Below are 12,893 nucleotides of genomic sequence, written 5' to 3'. Positions count from 1 at the left end.
ACATGAAGGTTTTTCCGGCAATCCTGCTTGTGGCGACGGCCTGTGGCCTGGCAGCACAGCCGGCCGCCGCCGCCACCTACAAATGGACCGACCCGAACGGCAACGTCGTTTACGGTGATCATCCGCCCTCGGAAGACGCGCAGCCGATGCGCCGCCCGGGCGGCATGACCGTCACGCCCATGGCGCGGCCGGCGGAAGACCCGACCATCCACTTCCCGCAGGCGCTGCGCCAGGCCGCCAAGGCCAGCCCGGTGGCGCTGTTCGTGGCGAAGGACTGTCAGCCCTGTGGCCTGGCGGCCGCCCATCTGCGCCAGCGTGGCATCCCCTTCCAGGAATGGAAGGTGATGACGCATGCCGACTTCGAGCGCTTCAAGGCGCTGGGCTTCACCGGCAATGGCTTTCCGGCCATCAAGGTGGGCGAGCAGCGCAGCGTGGGCTACGAGGTGAATGCCTGGAACAAGCTGCTGGATTCGGCACAGTATCCGCGCGAATCTGAACTGCCCGCCACCTACCAGTATCCGGCCTCGGCCAGTCTGGCCCCCGAAGATTCCCTGCAGGGCAGCGCCAGCTTCCATCAGCCGGTGCGCATCATCGATGCCAGCGAGGTGCGTCCGGCCGGCGGCCAGCGCATCGACCCGGGCGCCACCCGGGGAGGCAACGCGCCGGCCTCGTTCCGGTTCTGAGTCATGAATGGCCGGGTGTCTCCGGCTTTCCTGATCCTCCCGACAACCCCGACCTTCACACGAAGGCGGGGTTTTTTGTCGTCGCCCGGACATGCATCCCCCAGCGCATGGCATGGACCCGTTCGTCCTCGCGCAACGGCACGCACCGGCTGTGCGCGTGCTTCTGCAGGAGGTCTTTCAGAGTATAGTGCGGCCTGCTTCCTGTTCCGTTTTCTCCATGCACCGCATCCCGATCACGCTGCCCTTTTCCCGCCAGGAACTGGCGCTCATTGCCATCACGGTGGTCTGGGGCGCGACCTTTCTGATCATTCACGCCGCCCTGCACCATTCCGGCCCCCTGTTTTTCGTCGGGCTCCGCTTCGTGACGGCGGGACTGATGATGGCCCTGGTGTTTCGTCGCACACTGGGGGGACTGACCTTGCGCGAGCTGATGGCCGGTGTGCTCGTCGGCATATCCATCGTTGGCGGCTATGGTCTGCAGACCTGGGGACTGCAGACCATCTCCATCAGCCAGTCTGCCTTCATCACGGCGCTGTACGTTCCGATCGTGCCCCTGCTGCAGTGGGCCGTCCTGCGACGCCCACCCCACCTGATGAGCTGGCTGGGCATCGGTTGCGCCTTTGCCGGCCTGATTCTGCTGGCCGGTCCACAGGCTGGCGCCCTTTCCCTGAGCATCGGCGAACTGGCAACGCTGGGCAGCGCCGTGGCCATTGCTGCGGAGATCATTCTCATCGGCCGGTTTGCCGGCTCGGTGGACAGCCGGCGGGTCACCGTCGTGCAGCTGCTGGTGGGCGGGGTGCTCTCGCTGCTGCTGGTGCCGGCCGCGGGCGAACAGGTACCCGTCTTTTCCTGGGTGCTCACCGGCAGCGTCCTGGGGCTGGGCGCTGCCAGCGCCGTCATCCAGCTGACCATGAACTGGGCGCAGAAGTCGGTCTCGCCCACGCGTGCCACCGTCATCTACGCCGGCGAGCCGGTCTGGGGCGGCGTATTCGGACGACTGGCAGGAGATCGCCTCCCTGCCATGGCCCTGCTGGGCGCTGCGCTGATCGTGGCAGGGGTCATCATCAGTGAACTGCGCCCTTCGTCCTGGCGGCGAAGGCCGTAAGGCCGGGCGGTCCCACCGTTGAATGACAGCCGGAGGTACTGGATGAACACGCCCAGATACTGAACGATAGGCATTATCACGGTTGTTATGCCATTTCCGCATGTCCTTGCATGCAGGCTGGGCAGTAACAGCCCTTTCGGTGCCGTTTTACGGCTGTCATGGGGCCGTTTCCGCAGCTTTCGCGCAAAATGACGCCGGGCGAGCGTCTATCATCGGTGCCATTGTGACACTCTCTGACACGGCACCATGAATCTCCAGCAATTGCGTTCCGTCCGCGAGGCCGCGCGCCGCGGCTTCAATCTCACGGAAGTGGCGCGGGCGCTGCACACGTCGCAGCCCGGCGTGAGCCGCCAGATTCGCGAACTGGAACAGGAACTGGGCTTCGAGCTGTTCGTGCGGGCCGGCAAGCGGTTGACTTCACTGACCCAGGCCGGGGCCGTGGCGCTGCCCGTCATCGAGGGCATTCTGGCGGGGGCCGAGAACCTGCTGCGGGTGGGTGAGGAATACGCCCGCCAGTCGGCCGGCAAGCTGAGCATTGCCGCCACCCATTCGCAGGCGCGTTACGCGCTGCCCGATGCGGTGCACGATTTCCGGCGCCGCTATCCGGACGTGCAGCTGGAGCTGCATCAGGGTTCGCCCCAGCAGGTGGCGGAAATGCTGCTCAACGGTGAAGCCGACATCGGCATTGCCACCGAGGCACTGACCGAGTACGAGCCGCTGGTGACGCTGTCCTGCTATCGCTGGACGCACAGTGTGATCGTGCCGCCGCGCCATCCGCTGCTCGATGACGAGACGCTGACGCTGGAGCGGGTGACCGATTATCCGGTGATCACCTACAGCCCGGGCTTCTCGGGCCGTATGCGCATCGATGATGCCTTCCAGGCCCGTGGCCTGTCACCCAACGTGGTGCTGACGGCCATGGACGCCGATGTGATCAAGACCTACGTGGAGCTGGGGCTGGGCATCGGCATCGTGGCGTCGATTGCCTTCGACGAGGAGCGCGACACACGGCTGCGGGCCATCGATGCCGGCCAGCTCTTCCCGGTGAACGTGACGCGGCTGGCCTTCAGGCGCGGCACCTTCCTGCGCAGCTACGTGTACGACTTCATCGAGACCTTTGCCTCGCCATTGACACGCGAGGTGGTGGAACAGGCGGCCACGCAGACGCCGGGGATCGATTTCCAGATCTGAAACGGCTGCCAGCCGGACGCTCAGATCATGACGGCGGGGTCGGCCGGCGCCCCATGGGCACCCGACCAGTCGGCGCCGGCCTCGAAGCGGGTCTCCTGCCGCGCCCGCAGGTGCAGCGTGTCGCCCCGCTGCACGGTGTGACGGCGCTGCAGATCCTGCCAGGCCTCGCGCGACAGCTCCACGTCGATGAAGCTGCCGTTGTCCGGGCGCTTCAGTTCCAGCCGTGTGCGCGGCCCCACGGTGAGCGCCTGCGAGAACTGCACGGCCAGCGTGCCGGGGCCGGGGCCATCGACCACATCGATCTCGTGCGGTCGCACGTAGACGACGGTCCGGTTCGCCTCCTGCTTCGTGTCTGCCCCCTGACTCTGCTGCGCCCCCGGTTCCGCATCGGTTCCCTGCCGTTCCTGCACCGTCCGGGCGTTCACGGCAGCGCCCGCGAACGGTGTGCCTGCAGCCTGGCCAGCAGGATGCACGGCCGCGAAGTGCCCCTCGAAAAGGTTCACATCCCCCAGAAACTTCAGCACGAAGGGCGTGGCGGGCCGGTCGTAGACCTCTTCCGGCGTGCCCGTCTGTTCGATGCGGCCGCGGTTGAGCACCACCACCCGGTCGGCCACTTCCATGGCCTCGTCCTGGTCGTGCGTGACGAACACGCTGGTGACGTGCATCTCGTCGTGCAGGCGCCGCAGCCAGCGGCGCAGTTCCTTGCGCACCTGGGCATCGAGCGCCCCGAAGGGCTCGTCCAGCAGCAGCACCTTCGGTTCCACGGCCAGGGCCCGGGCGAGCGCGATCCGCTGGCGCTGGCCCCCGGAGAGCTGTTGCGGGTAGCGGTCGGCCAGCCAGTCGAGCTGTACCAGTTCCAGCAGCGTATGCACCCGCCGGCGGATGTCGGCCTCGGCCGGCCGGCGGCTGCGCGGCATGACCCGCAGCCCGAAGGCCACGTTCTCGAAGATGGTCATGTGGTTGAACAGCGCGTAGTGCTGGAACACGAAGCCCACGCCCCGCGCCTGCGGGTCGGCATGGGTGGCATCGGCGCCATGAAAGAGCACGCGGCCACTGTCGGGCTGCTCCAGCCCGGCGATGATGCGCAGCAGCGAGGTCTTGCCCGAGCCGGACGGCCCCAGCAGCGCCACCAGCGAGCCGGACGGGATGTCCAGAGAAATGTCGTCGCAGACCACAGTAGCGCCGAAGCGCTTGTTCAGATGATCGATCAGGATGCTCATGTCGGATGCGGGATGTCTGCCACGTATCGCCAAGGGTCGACCACGAGCACCCGACCCATCACGGGCCGAAGCGCCCGGCCGTCAAAGGGCGTCAGAAGGCAACGGCAATCACGATGTCAGATGCCGAAGGCACGCCACAGCTCGGCATCGTTGGGGATGCGTCCCTGGGCCACTTCCGGTGCGGTGACGGCACCTGCCTGCGAGACCATGCTGCCGGGCGGCACCGAACGGGTGAGCCAGACGTTACCGCCGATGACCGAGCCACGGCCGATGGTGACGCGCCCGAGCACGGTGGCACCGGCGTAGATGACGACCTCGTCTTCCAGGATGGGATGGCGGGGCTCACCCTTGACCAGCGAACCGTCCTCCTCGACGTTGAAGCGCTTGGCGCCCAGTGTGACGGCCTGATAGAGACGCACCTGGCGACCGATGATGGCGGTTTCACCGATGACCACGCCCGTGCCGTGATCGATGAAGAAATGATCACCGATCTGGGCGCCCGGATGGATGTCGATGCCGGTGGCCGAATGCGCCAGCTCGGCCATCACGCGCGCCGTGAGGGTGATGCCTTCGTTGTAGAGCAGGTGCGCCAGCCGGTGGTGGATCATCGCCCAGATGCCCGGGTAGCAGATCAGCACCTCGTCCTTGCTGCCGGCGGCCGGGTCGCCCTGGTAGGCAGCGGTGACATCCGAGTCGATCAGCTCGCGCACCCGCGGCAGGGCCTGGCCGAAGCGCTGGACGACGGACACGGCCCGTTCATTCTCGTCGGCGCACAGATCCTGACAGCCGGAGCGGAACATCAGCTCGCGCCGCACCTGCTGGTGCAGGGCCGACAGCGCCATGTCCAGCGTGTAGCCGACATAGTGGTCGATGTTCTCGGAACAGAGATCGGGGCGGCCCAGGCGATGCGGGAACAGCGCCGCCGCCAGCCCGCCGACCACCTCGGCCAGTACCTGCCGCGACGGCAGCAGCGGCGGTCTTTCATTGCCCTGGCGGGCACGCAGGGCACTGTTGCGGCGTTCGCGCAGCTGCGCCACCACCTCGTCTATACCAAAGGAAGGTTTGATCATCGTCACCATCGTGTGGAAATCCAGTCCCCCCGAATATACCGCCCATCGCACCATCAGGTCTGTGCATGCCCACGCCTCCTGTCATGCGGCAGGCGCATATCGGACATGCCGGTGCCCCCCGAAGGGCAACGGTTTCCGGGCATATCGGCCGCCTGCCGTGTCGCAAAGCCCACGCCACTGCCGGCCATGTCAACCGGCCGTCCGCCGGTCGATGCCGGTCGATCTGTGCACCCGGCATAATCGCTAGAATGTTGCGCAGCCCGCGAGCGGCCGCCCTGCGGCGCCCTGCCGTCACCTGCCCCTGCGGGCAGCACGCCGGCACCGCTTCAGTGCCCGCTCCCGCGCCCCCCTTCGCCCCGCCCACAGCCCGCTCCGCAGGACCTTCTCGCATGACCTCCCTGTTGCTCAGTGCCTTCATCTACCTGATCTCGGCCGCCATTGCCGTGCCGCTGTCCAAACGGCTGGGCCTGGGCTCGGTACTGGGCTACCTGATTGCCGGCATCCTGATCGGTCCGGTCTTCGGCCTGGTTGGGCAGGAAACCGAAAGCATCCAGCACGTGGCCGAATTCGGCGTGGTGCTGATGCTGTTTCTGGTGGGGCTGGAACTGGAGCCCCACAAGCTCTGGCAGCTGCGCTACAAGCTGCTGGGCCTGGGCGGCCTGCAGGTGATCCTCACCATTGCGGCCATCACCGGCATTGCGCTGCTGGTGGGGCAACCCTGGACGGTGGGCGTGGCCGCCGGCTGCGTGCTGGCCATGTCGTCCACCGCCATCGTGCTGCAGACGCTGGGCGAGAAGAACCTGCTCAACAGCCAGGGCGGCCAGGCGTGCTTTTCGGTGCTGCTCTTTCAGGATATAGCCGTGATCCCGATGCTCGCGCTGCTGCCGCTGCTGGCCCTGCCCGAGCTGAGCCACCAGGTGGACGAGGTGGCCCACCATTCGGATTCGATCAACCTGCTGGCGGGCATGCCCGGCTACCAGAAGGCCGGCATCACCTTCGGGGTGATCGGCATGATCATCGTCGGCGGCCACTTCCTGGCGGCCCCGGTGTTCCGCTACATCGCCGCCGCCCGGCTGCGCGAGATCTTCACCGTCGTGTCGCTGGCGCTGGTCATCGGCATTGCGGTGCTGATGTCGCTGATCGGCCTCTCCCCCGCGCTGGGCACCTTCCTGGCCGGCGTGGTGCTGGCCAACAGCGAGTACCGTCACGAGCTGGAAAGCAACATTGAGCCATTCAAGGGGCTGCTGCTGGGGCTCTTCTTCATCACGGTGGGCGCCGGCATCGATATGGACTATCTCTATGTCAAGCTCTGGTCCATCCTGGGGCTGACGCTGGCCGTCATCGTGGCCAAGGGCGCCATCCTTTGGCTGCTGGGCCTGATGTTCCGCCTGAAGCGGCTGCACCGCAGCCTGTTCGCGCTGGCGCTGGCCCAGGCCGGTGAATTCGGCTTCGTGCTGCTCACGCTGGTCGAGAGCAACGGCGTCATGCCCTCGGCCATTGCCAAGAAGCTGCTGCTGGTGGTGGCGCTGTCGATGCTGTTCACGCCGCTGCTGTTCATCGTCTACGACAAGCTGATCGTGCCGCGGGCCTACCAGTCGGCCGGCCCCGAGCAGGCCGATGACCACATCGAACAGAAACACCCGGTCATCATCGCCGGCCACGGCCGCTTCGGCCGCGTGGTCAATGCCATGCTGACGGCCTGCGGCTACAAGACTACCGTGATCGACCACAACGCCGCCACGGTGGCCGGCTACAAGCGCTTCGGGGTGGAAACCTACTTCGGCGATGCCGCCCGGCAGGAAATGCTGCTGACGGCCGGTCTGGCCGAGGCGAAGCTGCTGGTGGTGGCCATCGACAACCCGGAACAGGCGCTGCAGATCGTCGAGTTTGCCCACAAGATCAACCCGTCGATGAAGATCGTGGCACGCTCCTACGACTCGCAGCACACCTACGAGCTGGTGCATGCCGGTGCCAACGAGATCGTGCGCGAGAACTTCGATTCGGCCGTGCGCTGCGGCAAGCGGGCCCTGGAATGCCTGGGCATGCCCAAGCCCAAGGCCGAGGAAGTGGGCAACCTGTATTTCCACCGCAACCGTCATGGCATGGCCGTGGCCGCCAAGGCGTATGACCCGAGCATCGGCATTTTCGAGAACAAGGCGCTGATCGACATCGCCCGCGTGGAGATTGCCGAAACCGAACGCCTGATCCGCCAGCTGCTGCACGACCAGTCCATCGCCTGGCCGCAGGACGCCGCCGAGACCACCACCGAACACGGCGACATGAACATGAGCGAACCGGTGCAGGGCGGCTGATGCCCGGCCAGCCCCGAACCCCACCCCGGCCCGTCGGCGAACCGGCGGGCGTGCCCCCGCAGCCAGCCACGGCGCCAGGGCACCATGCCCTGCCCGTCTGGCTGCTGCTGTTTGCCGTCATCATGCTGGGCGCCAGTCTGCGCGCGCCCATCGTCGTGGTCGGTCCCGTGGTGGGCCCGATCCGCGACAGTCTGGGGCTGTCGGCCAGCCTGATGGGCTTCGTGACTGCGCTGCCGCTGATGGCCTTTGCGTTCTGCTCGCCCTGGGCCTCGCGGCTGGCACAGCGTTTCGGCATGGAGCGGGTGCTGATTGCCGCCCATCTGGTGCTGATCATCGGTCTGGGCGTACGGGCCGGCTTTGCCTCGACCCCCACACTCATTCTGGGTACGGCGCTCATGTCTGCCGCCATTGCCATGAGCAATGTGCTGCTGCCGGCCCTGGCCAAGCGCAACCTGCCCGACCGCATCGGCCTGGTGGTGGGCTGCATGACCACCGCCATGCTGATCTCGTCCGGCATCGCCTCGGCCATTGCCGTGCCGCTGGCCGACTGGCAGGGCTGGCCACTGCCACTGGCCGTCTGGGTGCTGCCGGCCGGACTGGCCATGCTGGGCTGGTGGCGGGTCAGCCGGTATCCGCATCCCGATGCCGGCCAGCCACAGAGCGGCATGGCAGCAGGGATGAACGTCTGGCGCATCCCGGCCGCCTGGACGATCAGCCTGTTCATGGGCATCCAGTCCCTCATCTTCTACGCCCTGGCTGCCTTCATGCCCTCGATGCTGGCCGAGAAAGGCATCTCGGCCGCGGGGGCAGGATCGCTGGGGGCGCTGCTGCAGATCGTCTCGCTGCTGGGTGTGCTGGCCGTGTCATTCGTACCGGCTCGTGGGCGGGCGCGCCAGCTGCTGGCCCTGACGGTGGCCCTGATGGTCCTCACCGGCGTCCTGGGCATCTGGCTGGGTAGCTCCGGCAGCATGTGGCTGTGGATCTCGCTGATCGGCGTGGGCACGGCCAGTATCTTCTCGCTGTGCCTGGTGCTGTTTGCGGCGCGAACGGACCATTCGGCCGAGGCGGCTGCCGTGTCCGGCATGGCGCAGACCGTCGGCTATTCGGTGGCCGTGCTCGGGCCGCTGGGTGTGGGGGTGCTGTACGAATGGGTCGGCAGCTGGACACACACGATGCCACTGCTTGTGATACTGGGCGTGGTGGAATGCCTGATCGCCTGGTCGGCGGCCAGCCCGGTGACGCTGGGACAGACGGTGAATGCCCGGCCGGCTGCAGGATTCTGAGCCTGTAAAGGCCGTACAGCCCTGCCGCCGGGTCCTGAACCTGCCAGAACACCTGCCCCTGGCGTACCTGAAGACATCCGCCATCGGATACGCTGCGTATGCATGAAACGCATGAAGTCATGCGGATTTCATCTGATACCCCAGCCTGATGGCGCACTTTGCGGGATTGGCGTGGCATGATGCGCAGCATCCGCATTCATGCCTGTCCGATTCCATGCAAACATCCCGTTCCCGCTTCTCCCGCCGTGCCCTGCTGGGCCTGCTGCCCGCCGCAGCCGCAGTGCTGCTGACCGCCCCCGCAAGTGCCCGGGCGGCCGAACAGACACTGCTCAACGCCACCTATGACGTGGGCCGCGAGCTGTTCTCCGAAATCAATCCGCTGTTCGTCGCCCACTGGCAGAAGGAAAAGGGCCAGACGCTGAAGATCGACCAGTCCTACGGCGGTACCTCGCGTCAGGCACAGGACATCATCCAGGGCAAGAAGGCCGATACCGTCACCTTCAATCAGGTGCCGGACATCGACATTCTGGTCAAGCGCCGGCTGGTGGCCAAGGACTGGGCCAGCCAGTTCCCGAACAACGCCTCGCCCTACTACAGCACCATCGCCTTCATGGTCCGCAAGGGCAACCCGAAGCACATCCGCGACTGGAGCGATCTGGCACGGCCGGACGTGAAGCTGGTCTTCCCCAACCCCAAGACCTCGGGCAACGCGCGCTACTCCTACCTGGGGGCCTGGAACTACGCGCAGGAAAAGTTCGGCGGTGACGAGGCTGCGCAGAAGAAGTTCATGGCGTCGTTCCTCGGCAACGTGGAGAACTTCCCCACCGGCGGGCGCGGGGCCACGGTGGCCTTTGCCCAGAATGGCCAGGGCGATGTGCTGCTGACCTTCGAGTCCGAGATCATGAACCTCGTGGCCGGTGACGAGTTCAGGGCCCAGGGCTTCGAACTGGTGGTGCCCCCCACCAGCGTGATGGCGGCCTTCCCGGTGGCCATCGTCGACAAGGTGGCCGATGCCCGGGGTACCCGCGACGTGGCCAAAGCCTACCTGCAGTTCCAGTACAGCAAGGACATCCAGCAGCTGCTGGCCCGCCACAACCTGCGCGTGCACGATCCCGAAGTGAAGGCCGCCACCGAAAAACAGTTTGCCCCCGTGAAACTGGTGGACCCGGCCACCTTCCCCGGTGGCTGGGAGGGCATCCAGAAAACCCACTTCGCCAGCGGCGCCCTGCTGGACCAGCTGCTGGCCGAAGGCCGCCAGTAAGCCCCGGCCCGCCGACCCGCGATGCGCTTCTTCCTGACCCGGCCGCTGCTGCCCGGCTTCTGGCCGAGCTTCACCGTCAGCCTGATCTATCTGCATGCAGTGATCCTGATCCCGCTGCTGGTGCTGCTCTGGCACGCGGCCGATCTGGGCTGGGCCCAGTACTGGGCCGCCATCTCCGATCCCCGGGTGGTGGCCAGCTACCGGGTCACGCTGGCCGGCGCGGCCCTGTCCACCGCCGCGGTGACGCTGATCGGCCTGCTGCTGGCCTGGGTACTGTCGCGCTACGAGTTTCCCGGCCGGCGGCTGCTGGATGCACTGATCGACCTGCCCTTTGCGCTACCCACTGCCGTGGCCGGGCTGACGCTGGCCACCCTGCTCGCCCCCGGCGGCTGGATCGGCCAGCTGTTTGCGCCCTGGGGCATCAAGATTTCGTATGCCTTTCCCGGGCTGGTGATCGCCATGATCTTCACCAGCATCCCGTTCATCGTACGCACCGTGCAGCCGGTCATCGAAGACCTCGGCCAGGACGTGGAGGAAGCCGCCCGAACGCTGGGTGCCCGGCCGGCGCAGATCTTCTGGCGGGTGATCCTGCCTGCCCTCACGCCGGCACTGCTGGCCGGTGCCAGCCAGGCCTTCATCCGCAGCCTGGGTGAGTTCGGCGCCGTGGTGATGATCGCCGGCAACATCCCCTTCAAAACGGAGATCACCTCGCTGATGATCTTCGTGCGCCTGCAGGAATTCGACTACGCCGCAGCGGCAGCCATCGCCTCGGTGGTGCTGATCACCTCGCTGGTGCTGCTCTTCGGGCTGCAGCTGCTGCAGGGCCGGCTGCTGCGCTGGCAGCGGGGGAGCTGAGCCATGCAGGCTTCCCGTACACCATCAGGCAGGACGCCCCCGAGCGGCACCAGCATGCCCGCCACATCCACCTCACGCCGCCAGCCTGCCACGGCCATCCAGTGGCTGCTGCTGGCCCTGGGCATCGTGGCGGCCGGCCTGCTGCTGGTGCTGCCGCTGGCGATGATCTTCGCCCGGGTGGCCGCCGGTGGCTGGACGCTGCTGGTGGAGAACCTGTCGGCCGATTACCTGCACCACGCCTTCGGCCTGACGGTACTGGCCACCGTGGTGACCATTCCGGTCAATCTGGCGTTCGGCATCCTGTTTGCCTGGTGCGTCACCCACTACCGCTTTCGCGGCCGGCGACTGATGCTGGCCCTGATCGACATTCCCTATGCCACCTCACCGGTGGTGGCGGGCCTGTGCTATCTGCTGCTGTACGGGGCGGAATCGGTGGTGGGCGAGTGGCTTTCCGGCCACGACATCCAGCTGATGTTCGCCTGGCCGGGCATCATCATGGTCACCATCTTCGTCACCTCGCCCTATGTGGCGCGGCTGCTGATCCCGCTGATGCAGACCCAGGGCAACGAGGAGGAACAGGCGGCCCTGCTGCTGGGCGCCAGTGGCTGGCAGATCTTTCGCAAGGTGAGCCTGCCGAAGATCCGCTGGGCGCTGCTCTACGGCATCATGATCACCAACGCCCGCGCCGTGGGCGAATTCGGCGCCGTGTCGGTGGTCTCGGGCGCCACGCTGAACCAGACCATGACGCTGCCGCTGCTGGTCGAGCAGCTCAACAACGACTACAAGACGGCCGCCGCCTTCACGGCCGCCGCCATTCTGGCGCTGATGGCCGTGCTGACGCTGGTGCTCAAGACCTGGCTGGAGCGGCGCGTGCAGGTACGGCAGGCCCGGCATTGACCGCCGTGTCCCGGCCGTGTGCCAGCCGTGTGCCGGCAGGGCGCCGCACAGGCAGGGGGCGATCTCAGGAGTCAGGTGCAACAAGTGATCTGGCGTAGTCATCGAGAATTTCCGTCATGACTTTGTCAGGGGGCTGGCCACCTCGCCAGCCAGGGCAACCGGCAGCGCGCGGGTTCGTGGATCGCCCGGGCATGGAAGCCGAAATGCCGCAGGGCTTTTTCAGAGGCTCACCGGGGATGTACACTTGCCCCCTCACTCCTCCGGAACATCTGAATGGACTTCACCTCCCCCGCCTTCTGGCTGGCCGTCGGGCAGATCGTGCTCATCGACATTCTGCTGGGCGGCGACAACGCCGTCGTCATCGCACTGGCCGTGCGCAAGCTGGATCCCGCCAAGCGGCGCCAGGGCATCGTCTGGGGTACCGTCGGTGCCATTGGCCTGCGCATCCTGCTGATCGTCTTTGCACTGTCACTGCTGTCGGTCCCTTACCTGAAACTGGTGGGCGCCGTGCTGCTCTTCTGGATCGGCATCAAGCTGCTGCTGCCCGAAGAGGAAGATGCCCACGGCAACATCGCCAGCTCCGACCGGCTCTGGGTGGCGGTGCGCACCGTCATCATCGCCGACCTGGTGATGAGCATCGACAATGTCATCGCCATTGCCGGCGCGGCCCAGGCGGCCGGTGGCGAGCATGAAATCCCGCTGGTGGTGTTCGGCCTGCTGGTCAGTGTGCCCATCATCATCTGGGGCAGCCAGCTGATCATCCGGCTGATGGACCGCTTCCCCATCATCATCACGCTGGGCGGCATGCTGCTGGGCTGGATTGCCGGCGGCATGATGGTCACCGATCCGGCAGTGACCGAGCACGTAGCCCCATGGCAGCCACACATCAAGTGGATCGCCGAAGCCGCCGGTGCCGTGCTGGTGCTGCTGGTGGGCAGCATCGCCGCCCGCCGCATGCGCAGCCGGGCGGCTGCCCGGAATCCGGCGCCCCCGGCCGGGCACTGAACAACGGGGCG

The 12,893-nt window shown here is 66.6% G+C and carries 11 protein-coding genes; 9 read left to right on the top strand and 2 right to left on the bottom strand.

The genetic code is table 11. The features are described 5' to 3' along the window. Positions 1-2: 2 nt before the first annotated feature. From EHV23_RS06955 to EHV23_RS06945, 3 genes are all read left to right on the top strand, one after another. Entirely contained in the window at positions 3-683 is a 681-nt protein-coding gene (locus EHV23_RS06955) for a DUF4124 domain-containing protein (protein ID WP_125095288.1), read from the top strand. A gap of 217 nt (positions 684-900) precedes the next feature. Beyond that, positions 901-1,788, top strand: a complete 888-nt coding sequence (locus tag EHV23_RS06950) for a DMT family transporter (protein ID WP_125095287.1) — start codon at positions 901-903, stop codon at positions 1,786-1,788. A 246-nt stretch (positions 1,789-2,034) separates the two neighbouring features. Continuing rightward, entirely contained in the window at positions 2,035-2,979 is a 945-nt protein-coding gene (locus tag EHV23_RS06945) for a CysB family HTH-type transcriptional regulator (protein WP_125095286.1), read from the top strand. A gap of 20 nt (positions 2,980-2,999) precedes the next feature. On the opposite strand, the gene EHV23_RS06940 is transcribed toward EHV23_RS06945, so the two are convergent. Together EHV23_RS06940 and epsC are read right to left on the bottom strand one after the other, a co-directional pair. Next, positions 3,000-4,199 carry a sulfate/molybdate ABC transporter ATP-binding protein gene (locus tag EHV23_RS06940; RefSeq protein WP_125095285.1) on the bottom strand — a complete coding sequence of 400 codons (1,200 nt, stop codon included), beginning with the start codon at positions 4,197-4,199 and terminating at the stop codon, positions 3,000-3,002. A gap of 116 nt (positions 4,200-4,315) precedes the next feature. Beyond that, on the bottom strand, positions 4,316-5,278 hold the full coding sequence (gene epsC / locus EHV23_RS06935) for a serine O-acetyltransferase EpsC (protein ID WP_125095284.1): 963 nt from the start codon (positions 5,276-5,278) through the stop codon (positions 4,316-4,318). 380 nt (positions 5,279-5,658) lie between these two features. Here epsC and EHV23_RS06930 point away from each other — a divergent pair, with 380 nt between their 5' ends. The 6 genes from EHV23_RS06930 (at position 5,659) to EHV23_RS06905 (ending at position 12,882) form a co-directional block, all read left to right on the top strand. Next, entirely contained in the window at positions 5,659-7,581 is a 1,923-nt protein-coding gene (locus EHV23_RS06930; RefSeq protein WP_125095283.1) for a monovalent cation:proton antiporter-2 (CPA2) family protein, read from the top strand. Continuing rightward, positions 7,581-8,864 carry an MFS transporter gene (locus EHV23_RS06925; RefSeq protein ID WP_125095282.1) on the top strand — a complete coding sequence of 428 codons (1,284 nt, stop codon included), beginning with the start codon at positions 7,581-7,583 and terminating at the stop codon, positions 8,862-8,864. Before EHV23_RS06930 ends, EHV23_RS06925 begins: the two co-directional genes overlap by 1 nt. A 214-nt stretch (positions 8,865-9,078) precedes the next feature. Further along, entirely contained in the window at positions 9,079-10,125 is a 1,047-nt protein-coding gene (gene cysP, locus EHV23_RS06920; RefSeq protein ID WP_125095281.1) for a thiosulfate ABC transporter substrate-binding protein CysP, read from the top strand. A 21-nt stretch (positions 10,126-10,146) separates the two neighbouring features. Continuing rightward, positions 10,147-10,980: a sulfate ABC transporter permease subunit CysT gene (cysT, locus tag EHV23_RS06915; RefSeq protein WP_125095280.1), complete on the top strand. Its 834-nt coding sequence runs from the start codon at positions 10,147-10,149 to the stop codon at positions 10,978-10,980. A gap of 54 nt (positions 10,981-11,034) precedes the next feature. After that, positions 11,035-11,877, top strand: a complete 843-nt coding sequence (locus EHV23_RS06910; RefSeq protein WP_125095279.1) for a sulfate ABC transporter permease — start codon at positions 11,035-11,037, stop codon at positions 11,875-11,877. Between the two features lie 273 nt (positions 11,878-12,150). Next, positions 12,151-12,882 (top strand): TerC family protein, encoded by a 732-nt coding sequence (locus EHV23_RS06905; protein WP_125095278.1) that lies wholly within the window; start codon positions 12,151-12,153, stop codon positions 12,880-12,882. Positions 12,883-12,893 lie beyond the last annotated feature (11 nt).

Source organism: Lautropia dentalis, from assembly GCF_003892345.1.
Taxonomy (GTDB): domain Bacteria; phylum Pseudomonadota; class Gammaproteobacteria; order Burkholderiales; family Burkholderiaceae_E; genus Lautropia; species Lautropia dentalis.
This window is presented reverse-complemented; position numbering and strand designations above follow the sequence as displayed.

Excerpts from the sequence above, each read along its gene's own strand:
- EHV23_RS06955 (WP_125095288.1), top strand. The coding sequence starts at position 3 with ATGAAGGTTTTTCCGGCAATCCTGCTTGTGGCGACGGCCTGTGGCCTG.
- EHV23_RS06950 (WP_125095287.1), top strand. The coding sequence starts at position 901 with ATGCACCGCATCCCGATCACGCTGCCCTTTTCCCGCCAGGAACTGGCG.
- EHV23_RS06945 (WP_125095286.1), top strand. The coding sequence starts at position 2,035 with ATGAATCTCCAGCAATTGCGTTCCGTCCGCGAGGCCGCGCGCCGCGGC.
- EHV23_RS06940 (WP_125095285.1), bottom strand. The coding sequence starts at position 4,199 with ATGAGCATCCTGATCGATCATCTGAACAAGCGCTTCGGCGCTACTGTG.
- epsC (WP_125095284.1), bottom strand. The coding sequence starts at position 5,278 with ATGGTGACGATGATCAAACCTTCCTTTGGTATAGACGAGGTGGTGGCG.
- EHV23_RS06930 (WP_125095283.1), top strand. The coding sequence starts at position 5,659 with ATGACCTCCCTGTTGCTCAGTGCCTTCATCTACCTGATCTCGGCCGCC.
- EHV23_RS06925 (WP_125095282.1), top strand. The coding sequence starts at position 7,581 with ATGCCCGGCCAGCCCCGAACCCCACCCCGGCCCGTCGGCGAACCGGCG.
- cysP (WP_125095281.1), top strand. The coding sequence starts at position 9,079 with ATGCAAACATCCCGTTCCCGCTTCTCCCGCCGTGCCCTGCTGGGCCTG.
- cysT (WP_125095280.1), top strand. The coding sequence starts at position 10,147 with ATGCGCTTCTTCCTGACCCGGCCGCTGCTGCCCGGCTTCTGGCCGAGC.
- EHV23_RS06910 (WP_125095279.1), top strand. The coding sequence starts at position 11,035 with ATGCCCGCCACATCCACCTCACGCCGCCAGCCTGCCACGGCCATCCAG.
- EHV23_RS06905 (WP_125095278.1), top strand. The coding sequence starts at position 12,151 with ATGGACTTCACCTCCCCCGCCTTCTGGCTGGCCGTCGGGCAGATCGTG.